16 protein-coding genes are annotated in these 16115 nt (G+C 73.2%); 7 read left to right on the forward strand and 9 right to left on the reverse strand.

Annotated features, from left to right (window positions below):
- Positions 1-175 precede the first annotated feature (175 nt).
- Entirely contained in the window at positions 176-856 is a 681-nt protein-coding gene (locus AMK10_RS16135) for a DUF5701 family protein (protein ID WP_073748477.1), read from the forward strand.
- Between the two features lie 56 nt (positions 857-912).
- The gene (locus tag AMK10_RS16140; protein WP_073748478.1) at positions 913-1674 is read left to right on the forward strand and encodes a helix-turn-helix domain-containing protein; all 762 of its coding nucleotides are present in this window, start codon (positions 913-915) and stop codon (positions 1672-1674) included.
- Here the strand turns inward: AMK10_RS16140 and AMK10_RS16145 are convergent.
- From AMK10_RS16145 to AMK10_RS16160, 4 genes are all read right to left on the reverse strand, one after another.
- Positions 1611-2006 (reverse strand): VOC family protein, encoded by a 396-nt coding sequence (locus AMK10_RS16145; RefSeq protein ID WP_073748479.1) that lies wholly within the window; start codon positions 2004-2006, stop codon positions 1611-1613. The genes AMK10_RS16140 and AMK10_RS16145 overlap by 64 nt on opposite strands.
- Before the next feature lie 101 nt (positions 2007-2107).
- Complete coding sequence (locus AMK10_RS16150; protein ID WP_073748480.1) at positions 2108-3634, reverse strand: 3-hydroxyacyl-CoA dehydrogenase; 1527 nt, start codon at positions 3632-3634, stop codon at positions 2108-2110.
- Between the two features lie 82 nt (positions 3635-3716).
- Complete coding sequence (locus AMK10_RS16155) at positions 3717-4493, reverse strand: CoA-transferase subunit beta (RefSeq protein ID WP_073748481.1); 777 nt, start codon at positions 4491-4493, stop codon at positions 3717-3719.
- Between the two features lie 26 nt (positions 4494-4519).
- On the reverse strand, positions 4520-5437 hold the full coding sequence (locus tag AMK10_RS16160) for a CoA transferase subunit A (protein WP_198959742.1): 918 nt from the start codon (positions 5435-5437) through the stop codon (positions 4520-4522).
- Between the two features lie 155 nt (positions 5438-5592).
- Between AMK10_RS16160 and AMK10_RS16165 the strand changes: the two genes are divergently transcribed.
- The 4 genes from AMK10_RS16165 (at position 5593) to AMK10_RS16180 (ending at position 9783) form a co-directional block, all read left to right on the forward strand.
- Positions 5593-6483 (forward strand): LysR family transcriptional regulator, encoded by an 891-nt coding sequence (locus tag AMK10_RS16165; protein WP_073748483.1) that lies wholly within the window; start codon positions 5593-5595, stop codon positions 6481-6483.
- Between the two features lie 115 nt (positions 6484-6598).
- Positions 6599-7825: an acetyl-CoA C-acetyltransferase gene (locus tag AMK10_RS16170; protein ID WP_073748484.1), complete on the forward strand. Its 1227-nt coding sequence runs from the start codon at positions 6599-6601 to the stop codon at positions 7823-7825.
- Positions 7826-7950: 125 nt separating this feature from the next.
- Entirely contained in the window at positions 7951-9294 is a 1344-nt protein-coding gene (locus tag AMK10_RS16175) for an MFS transporter (protein WP_073748485.1), read from the forward strand.
- Positions 9295-9324: 30 nt separating this feature from the next.
- Complete coding sequence (locus AMK10_RS16180) at positions 9325-9783, forward strand: MaoC family dehydratase (RefSeq protein WP_073748486.1); 459 nt, start codon at positions 9325-9327, stop codon at positions 9781-9783.
- A 72-nt stretch (positions 9784-9855) separates the two neighbouring features.
- Here the strand turns inward: AMK10_RS16180 and AMK10_RS16185 are convergent, their stop codons facing one another.
- The 4 genes from AMK10_RS16185 to AMK10_RS16200 all read right to left on the reverse strand — a co-directional run bounded on the left by AMK10_RS16185 (position 9856) and on the right by AMK10_RS16200 (position 14031).
- Positions 9856-11316, reverse strand: a complete 1461-nt coding sequence (locus tag AMK10_RS16185; RefSeq protein ID WP_073748487.1) for a sialate:H+ symport family MFS transporter — start codon at positions 11314-11316, stop codon at positions 9856-9858.
- A gap of 68 nt (positions 11317-11384) precedes the next feature.
- Positions 11385-12065 carry an N-acetylmannosamine-6-phosphate 2-epimerase gene (locus AMK10_RS16190; protein WP_073748488.1) on the reverse strand — a complete coding sequence of 227 codons (681 nt, stop codon included), beginning with the start codon at positions 12063-12065 and terminating at the stop codon, positions 11385-11387.
- Positions 12062-13039, reverse strand: a complete 978-nt coding sequence (locus AMK10_RS16195) for an ROK family protein (RefSeq protein ID WP_073749293.1) — start codon at positions 13037-13039, stop codon at positions 12062-12064. The genes AMK10_RS16190 and AMK10_RS16195 overlap by 4 nt, the downstream gene beginning before the upstream one ends.
- 32 nt (positions 13040-13071) lie before the next feature.
- Complete coding sequence (locus AMK10_RS16200; RefSeq protein ID WP_073748489.1) at positions 13072-14031, reverse strand: dihydrodipicolinate synthase family protein; 960 nt, start codon at positions 14029-14031, stop codon at positions 13072-13074.
- Between the two features lie 165 nt (positions 14032-14196).
- On the opposite strand from AMK10_RS16200, the gene AMK10_RS16205 reads away from it, so the two are divergent.
- A complete protein-coding gene (locus tag AMK10_RS16205; RefSeq protein ID WP_073748490.1) occupies positions 14197-14898 on the forward strand; it encodes a FadR/GntR family transcriptional regulator in 702 nt (233 codons plus the stop codon).
- Here AMK10_RS16205 and AMK10_RS16210 read toward each other — a convergent pair.
- On the reverse strand, positions 14880-16058 hold the full coding sequence (locus tag AMK10_RS16210) for an FAD-dependent monooxygenase (protein ID WP_073748491.1): 1179 nt from the start codon (positions 16056-16058) through the stop codon (positions 14880-14882). The two genes, AMK10_RS16205 and AMK10_RS16210, sit on opposite strands and share 19 nt — an antisense overlap.
- Between the last annotated feature and the right edge of the window lie 57 nt (positions 16059-16115).

The raw sequence follows: 16115 nt of genomic DNA on the forward strand, positions 1-16115 counted from the left end.
CCTGGGCGACCATTCTGGATCACGGGACCCGCCCGCGACAGCGAAGCGGCCGTATTGGTCCCGGGGCGCGGGCGCGACCGGGACCACCTCCCCGTCCCGGAGTGGGGACGGGAACATTCGGGCGCGGCACCGCGTTGGTCCCGAGTCCGCTCACGACGTCGTTCCTGGGAGCATCGTGCCCGCACCCTCCACCGTCCGTCCCGCCCTCCCGTCACCGCGCGCGCAGGCCGAGCGCCTGATCGAGCTCGGCGTGCACGAGATCGCCGGCCTGTCCGCCGGCGAGCTGCGCGCCTTCGCCGGGTCCGCCGACGCCTCCGCCGATGAGGGAACCCTGCTCGCGGTCCACCCCGGCCGGGCCCCCGCCTCCGACCTCGCGCCGCTGCTCAGCCGCAACGGCAAGCCGGGGTTCGTCGTCACCGACATGTCCGATGTCGACCTGTTCGCCCCGCTCGACACCGTCGCGCTGCCCGACGCCCCGCTCTACCTCGTCACGGGAGTCGACCGCGGGGACGAGATGGCCAACTGGAGCCCGGACGAGGCGCTCCCCGCGCTCACAGGGCGGGACCGCACCCCGTTGCTGCTGACCGAGGGCATCGCCTGGGTGCTGCAGCAGCCCGAGGCCCTGGAGCGCAACCACTGCTTCATGACCATCGGTTCCCGGCTGCGCAAGGCGAACAGCGCTCTGGACGCCCGTACTCCCGCGCTGTGGATCAGCAACGGCACCGGGAGGGACGGCCGTGAGCGGCGCGGCGCTCCCAAGGTCGGCTGGTGCTGGGCCGGCAACCGGCACACCTGGCTCGGATTCGCGTCGGGGACGGGGCGGAGCGTGATCCCGGACGGGGCCGGGGAGGGCTGACCCTCCTGCGGTCCGCGGCGGGCCGACCCGCGTCCTGGACCCCTAGGCTGGAGACCATGGGCGCACGGTACGAGGAGCGGGCGTCGCGCTTCGGTGGCGCGGTTCTCTGGACCTGGAGCGGGGCGCGGGACCCCGCCCGCCCCGTGCTGCCCGACGGCTGCATGGATCTGCTCCGGGTGGACGGCCGGCTGCTGGTCGCGGGCCCCGACACCCACGCGTTCGTCCCCGGCGCGGCGCTCGCGGGCGACTGCGCCGGCATCCGCTTCGCCCCCGGCACCGCCCCCGCCCTCCTCGGCGTGCCCGCGCACGAGCTGCGCGACCGGCGGGTCGCCCTCGACGCCCTCTGGCCCGGCCCCGAGGTCCGCCGGCTCACCGAGCGGATCGGCGCGGCGGGCGACCCGGCCGCCGCGCTGGAGGACATCGCCCTGCGCCGGGCCGCCCGCGCCGAACCTCCGGACCCGCTCGCGGCCGTCGTCGCCGCACAGCTGCGGCAGGGCAGCTCCGTCGCCGCCACCGCCCGCGCCGTGGGGCTCGGGGCACGTCAGCTGCACCGCCGCTCGCTGGCCGCGTTCGGCTACGGGCCGAAGACGCTGGCCAGGGTCCTGAGACTGCAGCGCGCCCTCGCCCTCGTACGCGCGGGAACGCCGTACGCCGAGGCCGCCCGGGTCGCGGGCTGTGCCGACCAGGCGCATCTGGCGCGGGAGATGCGGGACCTGGCCGGTACGACACTGGGCGGCTATCTCACCGCCACGGGTTACGAGGGACGGGGCGCGAACAGCGAGACCGCGGAGCCGTCCGGGTCCAGGACGACCGCGTAACGCTGCCCCCAGACCGCGTCCCAGGGCGGCAGATGGCCCTTGTATCCGGCATCGGTCAGATCCGTGTACACCGCGTCCACCTCCGCCGGGCCGTCGCAGAGGAAGGCGAGCCCGAGGCGCTCGCCGCCCTTCGAGCCCGTCCAGCCGGGATCGAAGGAGCGGACGACGTCCTCGGTGTCCCAGAGCAGGCGCTGCCCGCCCGGCAGGGACACCTCGACATGGGGCGCCGACTCGGCGCCCTCGGGGATGTCGAGCCCGAGCCTGCGGTAGAAGGCGAGCGAGGCGGCCAGATCGGCGGTGGTGACGGAGATCGCGTCGAGTCGTGGAGTCATGGAACGAACGTAGGCCGGGCCCGCGGCCGTGTCTTGTACGAAACGGTCACGGGCCCGGCGGTCACGGGCCCCACGGTCACGGGCCCGGCGGCCGTCGGCGCTCAGGCGCAGTCGGCGGGCGAGGTGCCCGGGTCCGTCAGGGGCAGGCCGAGCTGCGCCCGCTCGGTCAGCCAGCGGGTCGGACGGTGGCGCTGGTCGCCCGTCGTGGCGTGCAGCGCCCGCTGGAGGTCCAGCAGCCGGGCGGCGCCGATCCGGTCGCCCCAGGCCAGCGGGCCCGCCGGGTAGCCGAGGCCGGTCGTCACCGCCAGGTCGATGTCCGCCGGGGTGGCGAGCGAGCGCTCCGCGATCGACGCGGCGACGGAGACCACCGAGGCGAGCAGTCGCTGTGCCACCGAACCCGCGGTGTCCCGCACCACGGACACGGCGTACGGCTCCCGGCCGTCCGCCGCGCGGGCCAGCACCGCGCGGGCGTCCCGCGCGGCGGCGGGATCGGACGCCGGGGTCACGGCGAGGACCCTGCGGCGGCCCGCCGGGGGCAGCGGGTCCACGCCGAAGGTGCGCGAGGCGGGCAGCCCCAGCGCGGCCACCGCGGCGGCGGCCGTGGTGCCCCAGACCGGGACGAGGACCACGGCGCCCTCCGAGGGCTCGGGGCCGCTCTCCACCGTCGCTCCGGCGGCGCTCAGCGCGCTCCGCAGCTCCTCCCCCTCGCCGCCCGCCACGAACACCGGCCGGTCCGCGTCACCCGTCACCGGCGCCTCCGGGGCGGGGGCGGGCGCCTCGGGGCCGTACGCGAACCAGCCCTGGCCGGTCTTGCGGCCGTGCAGGCCCGCCGTCACCCGGTTCGGGGTGAGGAAGGAGGGGCGGAGCCGGTCCTCGTGGCGGAAGCCCTGCCAGATGGAGTCGATCACCGCCGCCGTGACGTCGAGCCCCGTGAGGTCCATCAGCTCGAACGGGCCCATGCGCAGCCCCAGCACGTCCCGGGCGATCCGGTCGATCCCGGCCGGGTCCGCGACCGACTCCTCCAGGAGCGCCAGGGCCTCCGTCACCAGACCCCGGCCGGCGTGGTTGACCAGGAAGCCGGGGGTGTCGGCGACGGTCACCGCGCGGTGGCCGCAGCTCTCGACCAGGGCGGTCAGGAAGGGCGGGATCTCCGGACGCGTCGCGGCGCCCGGCACGACCTCGACGATCTTCATCAGCGGTACGGGGTTGAAGAAGTGCAGCCCCGCCAGCCGGCCCGGGTCCCGCAGCGACGCGGCGATCCGGGTCACCGAGAGCGACGAGGTGTTGGTCGCGAAGACGGTGGAGCCCGGCAGCGCCTGCTCCAGCTTCCCGAACACCTCGGCCTTGGTGTCCAGGTCCTCCCGTACGGCCTCGACGACCAGCTCGACGTCCGGGCCCGCGGCCCACGGGTCGTCCAGCGGGACCAGCCGCTCCAGGGCCGCGGCGGCGTCGCCGGAGGTCGTCCGGCCCTTCTGGACCGCGCGTTCCAGCATGGACCGCACGAAGTCCACGGCCGCTGTCACCGCCTCGGTCCTCACGTCGCAGAGCTCGACGGTGTGCCCGGCGACCGCGGCCCACTGGGCGATGCCTCGGCCCATGGCTCCGGCGCCGACGATCCTGATACGCATGGCGGTTACGTCCTCTCGGCAGGTGCGGTGATCGGCGAAGGAAGCCGTGGTGGGTGCCGGCGGGGGCCGGCGGCCGGTCGTGTCAGCGAAGGTAGACCCTGCCCGGGTCGACATCCTCGCGCAGGAGCCGGAGTTCCGCCGCCGTCGGCGGCGGCACGGTGTCGACGGCGGCGGCGACCTGGAGGTCCCAGCCCGTGGCCTCGCGCACCTGGTCCACCGTCACCCCCGGGTGCACGGCGACGAGCCGGAGCTCCTCCCCGACCCCGGCACGTGCCAGGATGCCCAGCTCGGTGATGACCCGGGTGACCCCCGCGCCCAGCGGACGGATGCCCTCGGCGAGCGCGCGGTCCGGGCCCGGGGTCGTGCAGAAGTCCAGGGTCCCGGTGAAGGAGCGCGGGTTGTGGCGGCGCATCACCACGAAGACCTCACGGGAGTTGGCCATCACCTCGACGGCACCGCCGGAACCGGGAAGCCGCACCGAAGGGCTCTCCCAGTCACCGATGACGGAGGTGTTGAGGTTGCCCCACCGGTCGATCTGCGCGGCGCCCAGGAAGCCCACGTCGATGTGGCCGCCCTGGAGCACGCAGCCGAACAGCGCCGGCATCGAGAGCACCGCCTCCGCGCCCGAGATGAGCACGGCGTCGGCGATGGTCTCCGGCAGGTGCGAGGGGTGCGCCCCGCACACCCCGGACTCGTACACGACCTCGATCTGCGGCGCGACCGTCAGATGGGCCAGCTCGGTGGCGAGCGTGGGCAGCCCGATGCCGGCGAACACCGTGCGGCGCGCGGCCAGTTCGCGTGACGCGACGACGGAGAGCAGCTCGGAGGAGGTGACGGTCTCCGGTGCGGTGGTGGTCATGTCCCGTTCCTTCTCCCTCGGCGCGCTCACAGCCGCCGCCCGTAGTTCACCGGTTCGCTGAGCGCCTCGCCGACCGCGAGACCCGCCCAGAACTCCTCGCCCAGCTTGTCGACGTACTCGGCGTGGTCGGCCGTTCCGTACACCCACTCCGCCAGCCACTCGCGCAGCCGCTCCGGGTCCTTGCTGATGTGGGACCAGGCCCGGTAGAAGGCGTTGTCCCGGTCGTAGTAGCCCTGCGCGAAGGAGGGGTGCGCGCCGCGCGGGCAGACGACGACGGCGTCCACCGCGTGGGAGGGGACGACCGTGCGGTTGGGGTCCGAGCGGACCACCTCGTCGGCGACGACCTCCTCGACGACGACGATCGCCTTGTCCGCCGCGTACACCGCCTCGGCCTGGATGCCGGTCAGCCCCCAGATCTGGGTGTTGCCCCGGCGGTCGGCGCGCTGGGCGTGGATGATCGTCACGTCCGGGTTGACGGGCGGCACGACGTAGATCTGCTCCGGCTCCCCGTCGGGCCCGGGATAGGGCGACGTCACCTTGCGCAGATCGCTGTTGACGCTCGGCAGGTCGCTGCCGCCGTAGCTGCGCAGCGGGTAGAACGGCAGCCGCTGGGACCCGGCGAGATAGCGGCAGACCATCCCGTAGTGGCTGTACTCCTCGAAGGCCAGCGGCGCCGGGTCGGCGCGCTCGATCCTGCGCCGCAGCTCACCGAGCGAACCGGCGGAGGAGTTGCCCACGAAGGACGAGACCAGCCGCGAGACACAGCCCGCGGCGATCATCTGGTCCACCACGATGTCCGCCGTCATCCGTACGACGGTGAGGTCCCTGCGGCCCTGGCGGATGATCTCGTGCCCGGCCGCGGTCGGAACCAGGTGGGTGAACCCTTCGAGGGCGACGGTGGCCCCGTCGTGCACGAAGGCGGCGACGGCCTCCCTCATCGACATGACTTTGCTCGGCCCTTCGGCCGTATCCGTCCGCTCCACGGTGCTCCTCGGCAAGTGCGTGCTGGTCGCCCTCACCGTGTCAGCGGCTATTGATTGCTGTCCAATACCAAATTAAGGTCGGATCAAGACCGTTGGTTAATGAATGGAAGTACCCGATGGAGCTGCGTCATCTGACCGCCTTCACCGCCGTCGCCGAGGAACTGCACTTCGGCCGCGCCGCCAAGCGGCTGCAGATGGCACAGCCCCCGCTCAGCCAGCAGATCCGCCAGCTGGAGAAGGAGCTCGGTGTCCAGCTCTTCGAGCGCAACACCCGCTCGGTGCGGCTGACCAGCGCGGGGGAGTCCTTCCTCGAACCCGTGCGGACGGTGCTCGACGACCTGGACACGGCGGTACGGGCCGCCAAGGCCGCCGGGCGCGGGGAGTACGGCAGGGTCACGATCGGCTTCGCGGGTGCCTCCAGCCACGAGACGCTGCCCCTGCTGACCCGGGCCGTGCGCGCCGCCCACCCCGCGCTCGAACTGGTCATGAAGGGCCAGACGTACGCCAACGTCGCCCTGTCCCGGGTCGCCGACGGCTCGCTCGACCTGGGCTTCGTCCGGCTCCCCGTCACCCAGCCCGGGGTGGCCTACCGGGTGATCGACGAGGAGGAACTCCTCTGCGCACTGCCCTCCGACCACCGGCTCGCCCGCCTGGAGAGCATCCCGATCGGCATCCTCGCCGACGAACCCTTCGTCTCCTTCCCCGCGAACGCCGGCTCCACGGTGCGCGACGCGATGGTCCAGGCCTGCGAGGCCACCGGCTTCAACCCGCGCGTGGTGCAGGAGGCGCCCGACTCGTACACGATCCTGGCCCTCGTCGCCGCCGGTGTCGGTGTCACGCTCACGGTCTCCTCGGTCCGCCACATCCAGCAGAACGGGCTGGTCTACCGCTCCCTCGCGGGCCCGCCCATTCGGCGCCAGGCGGCGCTGGCCTGGCGCACGGACAACCCTTCGGCGGCGCTGCGCGCCGTGCTCGCGGTCGCCGAGGAGGCCCTGCCGACCCCCTGAGGCCGGATTGAGACGCCAGGCGTCTTGAATGTGAGGTAACTCGATATTGGACCGACTCAGCGGTCCAGTGCGAAGGTCGCCCCACACACCCGAACCCGCCGAAAGGTGTTCCGCCGTGCCCGACCAGACCGATGTCGTCATCTGTGAGCCGCTGCGCACACCCATCGGGCGTTTCGGCGGCGCGTTCGCCCAGCAGACGCCCGCCGCGCTCGCCGCACGCGTCATCGCCGAGGTCGTCGCCCGTACGGGAATCGATCCCGACCGGGTGGACGAGGTGATCCTCGGGCACGCCTACCCCTCGTCCGAGGCACCCGCCATCGGCCGCGTCGCCGCCCTGGACGCCGGACTCCCCGACACCGTCACCGGCGTCCAGACCGACCGGCGCTGCGGCTCCGGCCTCCAGGCCGTCCTCGACGCCGCCATGCAGATCCGGTCCGGATTCAGCGACGTCGTCATCGCCGGCGGCGTCGACGTCATGAGCGCCGCGCCGTACTACACGCACGACGGACGCTGGGGCATCAAGGGCCCCGGCCTTCAGCTCCACGACTCGCTGGCCAGGGGGCGGGTCACCGCGGGCGGCATCCACCACCCCGTACCCGGCGGCATGATCGAGACCGCGGAGAACCTCCGCAGGGCCTACGCGATCAGCCGCGCCGACCAGGACGCCCTCGCCCTGCGCTCTCAGGCCCGCACCGCCCGCGCCGTGGAGGAAGGGCGCTACGACGCCGAGATGGTCCCGGTCACCGTGCGCACGCGCAAGGGCGAGACGGTCGTCTCGGCCGACGAGCACCCCCGCCCCGACACCACCGCCGAGCAGCTCGCCGCACTGCGGCCCATCATGGCCAAGACCGACCCCGAGGCCACCGTCACCGCGGGCAACGCGAGCGGCCAGAACGACGCTGCCGCCGCCTGCCTGGTCACCAGCGCGGCCACCGCCGAACGGCTCGGGCTCACCCCGCTCGTCCGTCTCGTCTCCTTCGCCCGCGCGGGTGTCCCCGCCGCGACGATGGGCATCGGCCCCGTCCCGGCCACCCACGCGGCCCTCGGCCGCGCCGGACTCACCCTCGCCGACCTCGACCTGATCGAGATCAACGAGGCCTTCGCCGCCCAGGTCCTGGCCTGCACCCGCGAACTCGGCCTCGGCGAGAAGGACCACGAGCAGCGGATCAACATCAACGGATCCGGTGTCTCGCTCGGCCACCCGGTCGGCGCCACCGGCGCCCGCATCCTCGCCACCCTCAGCCGTGAGATGCACCGCAGCGAGGCGCGCTACGGCCTGGAGACCATGTGCATCGGCGGCGGCCAGGGCCTCGCCGCGGTCTTCGAACGCATCGCCGCCTGACCGGTCCGTCCCCTTTCCGTCCCCCCTTTCCGTCCCCTCTCCACCACGCGACCCAAGGCGTCTCGGGCGACGCCGGGTCCGCCGTGTCCCCATCCGCTTGATCGACGAAGTTCACGGGAGCCACCATGAGTGCGACCACCGCATCCGCACGCGAGCGAACGAAAGCCGCCAACCGCGCAGGTTTCGGAGCCTTCATCGGCTCGACCATCGAGTGGTTCGACTTCTACATCTACGGAACCGCGGCAGCGCTCGTCTTCGACAAGGTGTTCTTCCCGGAACTCGAAGGCCCCATAGGCACCCTGGTCGCCTTCGCCACCTTCTGGGTCGGTTTCCTCGCCCGCCCCCTCGGCGGCATCATCTTCGGCCACTACGGCGACCGCCTCGGCCGCAAGAAGACCCTGGTCATCACCCTGCTGATGATGGGCATCTCGACCACGGCGATCGGCCTGCTGCCCGGCTACGCCTCCATCGGCATCGCCGCCCCGATCCTGCTGGTCTGCATCCGCATGATCCAGGGCATCGGCCTCGGCGGCGAATGGGGCGGCTCCGTCCTGATCGCCTCCGAGCACGCCCCCAAGGGCAAGTCGGTGCTGTACGGGGCGTTCGCCCAGCAGGGCTCGCCCGTCGGCAACACCCTCTCCACGGTGAGCTTCCTCGCCATCAGCCAGCTGCCCGACGAGGCCTTCGTCTCCTGGGGCTGGCGCGTGCCCTTCCTCGCCTCCGCCGCGCTCGTCATGGTCGGCCTGCTCGTCCGCCTGAAGGTCGCCGAGTCCCCGGCCATGGCCAAGATCATCGAGAAGAAGGAAGTCGTCAAGCTCCCGCTGACCGAGGTCCTCCGCAGCCACCCCATGCTGATCGTCCTCGGCATCGGCGCCTGCACCATCGGTCTGTCCGCGACGTACTTCAAGTCGACGTTCGCCCTGTCCTGGGCCACCACCTCGCTCGACTTCGACCGCAGCTCGTTCCTGACGATCATCCTGGTCGCCAACATCACCCAGATCATCGTCCAGCCCTTCGGTGCCGTCATCGCCACGAAGATGAAGAGCTGGTCCCGCGCGGTCCTCGTGATGCTGGTGCCGGAACTGATCCTGATGCCGGTGATGTTCGTCCTCATCAACACCGAGAACTACGGCCTCGCGATGCTCGGTGTCTCCGTCGCCACGATCCCGCACTGCCTCTACTACGCGGCGCTCGCCGGCATGCTCGCCAGCCGCTTCCCGGCCCACCTGCGTTACACCGGCATCTCGCTCTGCTACCAGCTCTGCGGCACCCTGCTCGGCGGCACCACCCCGATCATCGGCCAGTTCCTGCTCAACAGGACCGGCTCCATCACCGCCGTCATCGCCTACGCCGTCTTCCAGGTCGCGCTGACCCTGGGCTGCATGCTCCTCCTGCTGAAGCGCCCCAACCACGACGAGCAGGCCGCCGAGCCCGTTGCCGCGCCCCGCACCGCGCCCGTCACCGCCTGACCGCCCGCCCCCGCAGAACGGAGTACCGCCATGCCGCTGACCGCGCACGGCATCCCGGAGATCCTCGCCCTCGGCGGGCGCGACCTCGGGCGCTCGGAGTGGAAGGAGGTCACCCAGGAGCTCATCGACGCCTACGCGTTCGTCTCCGGTGACCACCAGTGGATCCACACCGACACCGAACGCGCCGCCGCCGGCCCGTACGGGCGCACCATCGCCCACGGCTACATGATCCTGAGCTGGGGCATCCCGATGTTCGGCGAACTGCTCCAGGTGAGCGGCGTGGGCCGCGCGCTCAACTACGGCGTCAACCGGGTCCGTCACCCCGCCCCCGTCCCCGTCGGCAGCCGCGTGCGCCTGCACGCCGCCGTCACCGGGGTGACCGAGGTCGCCCGGGGCGGCGTCCAGATGACACGGGGCTTCACCTTCGAGCTGGAGGGCTCGGAGAAGCCGGCCTGTGTCGCCGAGTCGCTGACGCACTTCTATCCGTAGGACCCCTGCGGTACCCGCGCGAAAAGGCGCCCGCCCGGAACTCCCGGGCGGGCGCCTTCGTGCCGTGCCCCGCTATACGGCGCGGCCGGCCTTCTCCGGCTCAGGGGCCCTGACCGGCTCGGCCAGATGGTCCGCCTGCGCGTCCGGGTCCATCATCCGGTTCAGCCGGGCCGGCACGTCGAAGCCGACGAGCAGCACCACGATCACCGTCCCCGCGAACGTCAGCACCGCGAGCGCCTGCCCCAGGTCCATCCCGGACGCCAGATGCGCACCGAGCACCGGGGCCACCGCACCGCCCAACGCTCCTACGTTGTACGTGAAGCCGAGCGCGGCACCCCGGCTCGCGGTCGGGAAGTGGCCGCCGATGTACCGCGGCAGCAGCCCGGAGATGCCGAAGCTGGTGGCCTGGAGCAGGAACAGCAGACACCCCAGCACCAGCAGGTTGTCCTTCACGGCGAACACCGGGTAGACGAAGGCCAGCGAGGCCAGCAGCGTCAGCGCGTACGCCTTCCTCGCCCCGATCCGGTCGCCCAGGAAGCCCGCGGTCCAGCAGCCGACCATGGTTCCGAAGCCCGCGAAGTAGAGGACGTCGGTGACCTGGTCGGTGGTGTAGCCCAGCTCCGTCTTGAGATACGTGGGGAGCAGGGCCTGGATCGGCCAGGAGTAGAGGAACGCGAAGAACAGCGTCACGATCATCGACACGTACAGGAGCCATCCCCGCCGTCCGCCCAGCTGCACGGCGAACGCCGCGAGGGCGAGACCCGCCACCACCGACAGCACCGGTACGAGGCTCTCGCCGCCCGGGGTGAAGACCAGGAAGAGCGAGAGCGTGGCGGCCACCCCGAGGACGGTGTTGACGACGGCGAGGCGCGGGGTCCTGAACAGCGGCCGGAAGGGGTTGGGCCTGGCGCCCCGGTCCGCGACCTCCGCGGTCCACTCCTCGGCCTCCGGCAGGGCCCGCCGCATCCACAGCGCGACCGCGATGGGGACCAGGCCGAGGTAGAACATCCAGCGCCAGCCGAGCGAGGGAACCACCCAGTTGTAGACCTGGGCGGCGAGCACCGAGCCGACGGAGAAGCCCGATATCAGGAAGCCGCTCGCCCGGCTGCGGACACGCGCCGGCCAGCTCTCCATGACGTACGTGGCGCTCGCGCTGTACTCACCGGCCATGCCCATGCCGATGGCCAGCCGGGCGGCGAAGAGGCTGTGGTAGTTCCAGGCGAAGCCGCAGGCGAAGGTGCCCAGCGAGTAGAGCAGGATGCTCAGCACCATCGAGATCTTGCGGCCGTACCGGTCGCCGATGGCTCCCAGGACGGCGCCGCCCAGCCAGCGGGTGATGAAGGCGCCGGAGATCAGGCTGGCGGCCTGGACCGTGCTCAGCCCGAAGTCGTCGCTGATCTCGGTGAGCACCAGCGTGATCAGGACGAAGTCGAAACCGTCGAGGACATAGCCGATCCAGGCGGCGAAGAAGGACTTCCACTGGGTACCGCTCACCTCGCGGTACCAGGGGAGCGTGGAGGGGGATTTCTGCACGGTGCGCTCCTGGTGCGGGGACGGTGTCCGGGTCTCCGGGCGGCCGTCCCCCGTGGTGAGGGGATTGCTCAGGGCCGGGCGAGGCCGGCGACGAAGCGGGAGGTCAGGGCGGTGGGAGCGGTGATGGCCGTACCGACCACGACGCTGTGGGCGCCGCGGGCGAGTGCCTCGGCAGCCTCCTCGGGGGTATTGATACGTCCTTCGGCCACGACCGGTACAGAGACCGCGGCCGAGAGAGATGTCACAAGGTCCAGATCGGGGCCGGTCCGCTCCGGCGTCCCCGGCACGTAACCGGACAGGGTCGTCGAGACGAAGTCCGCCCCCTGCCCGGCGGCGGTGATCCCCTCGGCGAGCGTGGAGACGTCGGCCATGACCAGGGCGCCCGCCGCGTGCACGGCGGTGACCAGCTCGGTGAAGGTCGAGCCGTCCGGGCGCGGCCGGTCGGTGGCGTCCGCGGCCACGACCGTCGCTCCGGCCTCGACGATCGCCAGGGCGTGCCGGACCGTGGGGGTGATGTAGACGCCGGTGTCGCCGTCCTTCCAGAGGCCGATGACCGGGAGGTCCACGGCGGCGGCGATCGCGGCGACCACCTCCGGCTCGTTGGCCCGGATCGCGGCTGCGCCTCCGGCGACGGCGGAGAGGGCGAGGCGTACGAGGGTGGAGGTCTCCCGCATCGGGTCGCCGGGGGGCGCCTGGCAGGAGACGATCAGCCGGCCCCGGAGGTCGCCGGCCAGATCCTGTGAGGTCATCGGAGTGCTCCCGGGTGGTGGAGGGGAAGGGTGGCGGTCAGAGCGGCGGCGCCCAGCACGGCGGCGTCGTGACCGAGGAGAGGGGGCTCGGGGACGAGCCCGCGCAGCGGTGGCATCAGTTCGGCGGCGAAGGCGGCCGCGAGCGCGTCGCCGTACAGCGCGCCGATCCGGGGGACCCCGCCGCCGACGACGACCCGGTCGGGGCCGAGCGCGTTGGCGAGACCGCCGAGGACCCGGCCGGCGGCCGTGGCCCCCGTGGTGACGGCGTGCACGGCGGCCTGTTCGCCCCGGGCGGCACGGGCGGCGACGGTTTCGAGCCGGTTCACCGGGGTGCCGGTGAGCCGCCCGTAGTACGCGGCGATGCCCGGACCCGAGGCGATGACCTCCAGATGTCCGGTGGCGCCGCAGGTGCAGGGCAGCCCCGCCGCCTCCGCGCTGGGCAGATGGCCGAGGTGGCCGGCGATGCCCGCCGCGCCGTGCAGCATCCGCCCGTCGACGGCGAGGGCACCGCCCACCCCGGTCCCGATCGCGGCGAACAGCAGCGAGCCGCGGCCGTCCGCCAGCGCGGCGAGCTCCGGCCCCGCGGTGGCGCGCACGTCGTTGTCGCAGGCCACGGGGAGACCGGTGCGGTCCGCGAGGCCCGCGGCCAGCGCGGTGCCCGCCCAGCCGCTGATCGAGTCGGTGGCACTGGTGACCGTGCCGCTGCGGGGGTCGACGACTCCTGCCGCCGCGATGCCGAGCGCCGTGGCCCGGCGGCCGGGGTCAACCTCGGCCGCCGCCGCGGCGAGCGCGTCGAGCACCGCCGCCGCACCGTCCCTGGCCGGGGTGGGCCGGGTGTGCCTGGCCAGCACCCGGCCGTCGGCGGCGCAGAGGGCCGCCGCGATCTTCGTGCCGCCGAGGTCGAGGCCGATCACCGTGGGCCCGGCCGCCGCCGCGCCGGCCGTGCCGGTGTCCGCCGGGCCCGTGTCCGGCATGCCGGTGGCACCGGCGCTCATCGGACCGGTCTTCATCGGACCGGCGGCAGGCCGGCGCCGCGCAGCCGATCGGCGACGAGGGCGACGGACTCGGCGGAGAGCGGGAGCTGCGGGAACGCGGTGGCCCCGTTGTCGATGACACCGAGCAGCTGGAGCGCCGCCTTGAAGGACCCGAGCGCCGAGGAGCTGCGGCCCATGTCCTGCTCCGGGCCGACGTCCACCATGGCGAACAGCTCGACGAGCCGCTCCTGCTCGCGGGCGGCGAGCGCCCAGTCACCGGCGCGCGCGGCCTCGTACAGCCGGACGTAGCCGACCGGGTCGACGTTGCCGATACCGGGCACCACACCGTCGGCACCGGCCAGCAGGGCCGCGTCCACGGTGAGTTCGGAACCGGTCAGCACGCTGAAGTGCGGCACGGGGCCCTCGGCCCGGCCCTCGCGCCCGCCGAGCTCCACGATCAGCCTGCGCAGCCCGCCCTCGTCGCCGCTGCTGTCCTTCAGGCCGGCGAGGGTGCCGTCCTCGGCGAGCTCGCGCACCAGCGCGGCGGAGAGCTTGGAGTGCACGGCCACCGGGATGTCGTAGGCGAACAGCGGCAGGTCCACGGCGGCGCGCAGCCGCCGGAAGTGCGCGGCGATCTCCTTCGGGTGCGTACGCGTGTAGAAGGGGGCGGTCGCGACGAGGGCGTCCGCGCCGAGCTTCTCGGCGGTCCGGGCGTGCTCGGTGACCCGGGCCGTCGTCGTGTCGATGACTCCGGCCAGGACCGGGACGCGCCCGGCGGCCGCGGCGACCACGGTCTCCAGCGCGGTGGCGCGCTGGGCGTCGGTCAGATAGGCGACCTCGCTGGTCGAACCGAGGGCGAAGAGCCCGTGCACGCCGCCGTCGACGAGGTGGCCGACGAGCCGGGTCAGGGAGGCCGTGTCGACCTGGCCACGGTCGTCGAGCGGGGTGCAGACCGGCGGTACGACGCCGTGCAGCGGTGCGGTCAGAGGCATGGTGAAGAGCTCCAGCTCGGTCGGTACGCGGTCCGTGTCGCCGGAATAGGAGGCGGGACCGGGACGTGGGACGTAAGATGTCCTATGTCTTGGCTCACCTTAAACAGATGCCCCGGCGGCCGGTCAAGAGGTGCCGGCGGCCGACGACCCCCCAGGAGGACCGTTGTGGCCCGCCCCACCATGGCTCAGGACATCGAGCGAAGGATCAAGGAACTGATCCTCGAACGCAGGCTCGGGCCGGGCGATCCGCTGCCCACCGAGACCGAGCTGATGGAGCTGTTCTCGGCCGGCCGGGTCTCGGTGCGCGAGGCGCTCAAGGCGCTCCAGGCCATGAACGTCGTCGAGATCCGGCGGGGTTACGGGACCTTCGTCGGCTCGCTGTCGCTGTCGCCCTTCGCCGAGGGGCTCGCCTTCAGGGCGGCCGTCCGGCACCGGCAGGGAGAGCCGGGTCTGCTGGAGCTGATGAAGGTGCGCGAGGCGCTGGAGACCGGGCTCGTCGGAGCCGTCACCGCCGGAGTCCCCGCGGAGGACCTCGCCGTGATGAGGGCCCTCGTCGCGACGATGGAGGCCGAGGCCGCCGGCGGCGGCCGGGTCGCCCGGGCCACCGACCGGGCCTTCCACCTCGCGCTCTACGCCTCGCTCGACAACCACCTCCTCAGCGAGGTGCTGGACGCGTTCTGGGCGGCCATGGACCGGGTGCGCGAGGACATGGACGACGGCCACCAGGACCCGGCCGTCACCTGCGCCCAGCACCACGAGATCGTCGAGGCGGTCGCGGCGGCCGACGGCGCACGCGCGGTGCGCGCGATGCGCACCCACTTCGACGGCATCCGGGGCCGGCTCGACCCTCAGTCCGTGTCCGCGTAGAGGTAGCTGCTGGCGCCCGCGAGGGTGGCACGGCACCAGGCGTCCACCGACCCCTGGTCCATCGACGCCCAGTCCGGGGTCCGCTCCACCTGCGCGCGGCCGAGCCTGCGCCCCAGCTCGACCAGGCGGGCACCCTCCGGGGTCCGCTCACGGGCGTAGCGCCGCAGCGCGTCGGCGGGTGTGGGCGAGGTCCGCAGCGACTCCTCCAGGCAGAGCGCGTCCTGCAGCGCCTTGACCGCCCCGCTCGCCGTGTGCGGACGGGTGACCCCCGCCGCGTCGCCCGCGAGCAGGAACGGCGGATCCGCGGCGAGGGGCGCGTGCAGATCGGCGACGGGGTGGTACGTCATCGCGGTGTGCTCGCCGCGGGCCACGATGTCCGCCCACTCCCGGGGGAAGTGCTCGTCGGCCAGCTGCCGTACGTGTCCGGCCTCGTCCGGAGCCCCTTCGGGCGGGGGCGCGTAGATCGCGTAGGCCAGCAGGCGCTCGTCCGGTGCGGCGTCCCCGCCGCGCGGGATCAGATAGAAGATGCCGTGCCCGCCGGGGAAGCCGATCGTCACCCAGGAGGTGCGCAACAGCTGGAGAGCGCCGAGGTGTTCCGCCGACGCGCCCACCGGAAGCGTGCCGCGCCAGACCGCGTATCCGGCGGGGGAGGCCCGCAGGTCCGGGGCCAGGACGGGGCGGGTGAGGGAGCCGTGGCCGTCGGCACCCACGACGATGTCGTAGGTGTCCTCGCCCTGTGCCGTACGCACGAAGGCGGCGCCTGAAGCAGCCCGTCCGACGGCGGTGACGGGAAGCCCGCGGTGATGGCGTGCGCCGGCGGAGGCCGTGCGCAACGCCTGCCACAACAGACCCCAGTTGCAGGGGGTGACCGGACTGGGCTGTCGCGCGAGCTCGCGTGCCGATCCGTCCGGCGCCCTGGTCAGCCAGACGCGCGTGGCCACGGGGGCGGTCGGCATGGCGGCGTCCAGATACCCCGCGCCGACCAGGTGCAGGTGCAGCGGGGGAGGGATGACGATCCCGAGCCCCCGGCCCCGGAGTTCGCCGTCGCTGCGCTCGTACACGGTGACGTCCGCCCCCGCCCTGATGCCCGCGACCGCCGCGGCGCACCCGGCGATGCTGCCGCCGACCACGCCCATCCGCAGGCCCGTTGCCGCCGCCATGCCGCCGCCCTCCGTCCGCCGGCCCGGGAATCCCGGGGAGGTGTCGTTCACCCATCG

Source organism: Streptomyces sp. CB02058 (genome assembly GCF_001905505.1).
In the GTDB taxonomy this organism is placed as follows: Bacteria; Actinomycetota; Actinomycetes; order Streptomycetales; family Streptomycetaceae; genus Streptomyces.

Excerpts from the sequence above, each read along its gene's own strand:
- AMK10_RS16210 (WP_073748491.1), bottom strand. The coding sequence starts at position 16,058 with ATGGCGGCGGCAACGGGCCTGCGGATGGGCGTGGTCGGCGGCAGCATC.
- AMK10_RS16200 (WP_073748489.1), bottom strand. The coding sequence starts at position 14,031 with ATGCCTCTGACCGCACCGCTGCACGGCGTCGTACCGCCGGTCTGCACC.
- AMK10_RS16150 (WP_073748480.1), bottom strand. The coding sequence starts at position 3,634 with ATGCGTATCAGGATCGTCGGCGCCGGAGCCATGGGCCGAGGCATCGCC.
- AMK10_RS16155 (WP_073748481.1), bottom strand. The coding sequence starts at position 4,493 with ATGACCACCACCGCACCGGAGACCGTCACCTCCTCCGAGCTGCTCTCC.
- AMK10_RS16145 (WP_073748479.1), bottom strand. The coding sequence starts at position 2,006 with ATGACTCCACGACTCGACGCGATCTCCGTCACCACCGCCGATCTGGCC.
- AMK10_RS16195 (WP_073749293.1), bottom strand. The coding sequence starts at position 13,039 with ATGCCGGACACGGGCCCGGCGGACACCGGCACGGCCGGCGCGGCGGCG.
- AMK10_RS16140 (WP_073748478.1), top strand. The coding sequence starts at position 913 with ATGGGCGCACGGTACGAGGAGCGGGCGTCGCGCTTCGGTGGCGCGGTT.
- AMK10_RS16180 (WP_073748486.1), top strand. The coding sequence starts at position 9,325 with ATGCCGCTGACCGCGCACGGCATCCCGGAGATCCTCGCCCTCGGCGGG.
- AMK10_RS16165 (WP_073748483.1), top strand. The coding sequence starts at position 5,593 with ATGGAGCTGCGTCATCTGACCGCCTTCACCGCCGTCGCCGAGGAACTG.
- AMK10_RS16175 (WP_073748485.1), top strand. The coding sequence starts at position 7,951 with ATGAGTGCGACCACCGCATCCGCACGCGAGCGAACGAAAGCCGCCAAC.
- AMK10_RS16190 (WP_073748488.1), bottom strand. The coding sequence starts at position 12,065 with ATGACCTCACAGGATCTGGCCGGCGACCTCCGGGGCCGGCTGATCGTC.
- AMK10_RS16160 (WP_198959742.1), bottom strand. The coding sequence starts at position 5,437 with ATGTCGATGAGGGAGGCCGTCGCCGCCTTCGTGCACGACGGGGCCACC.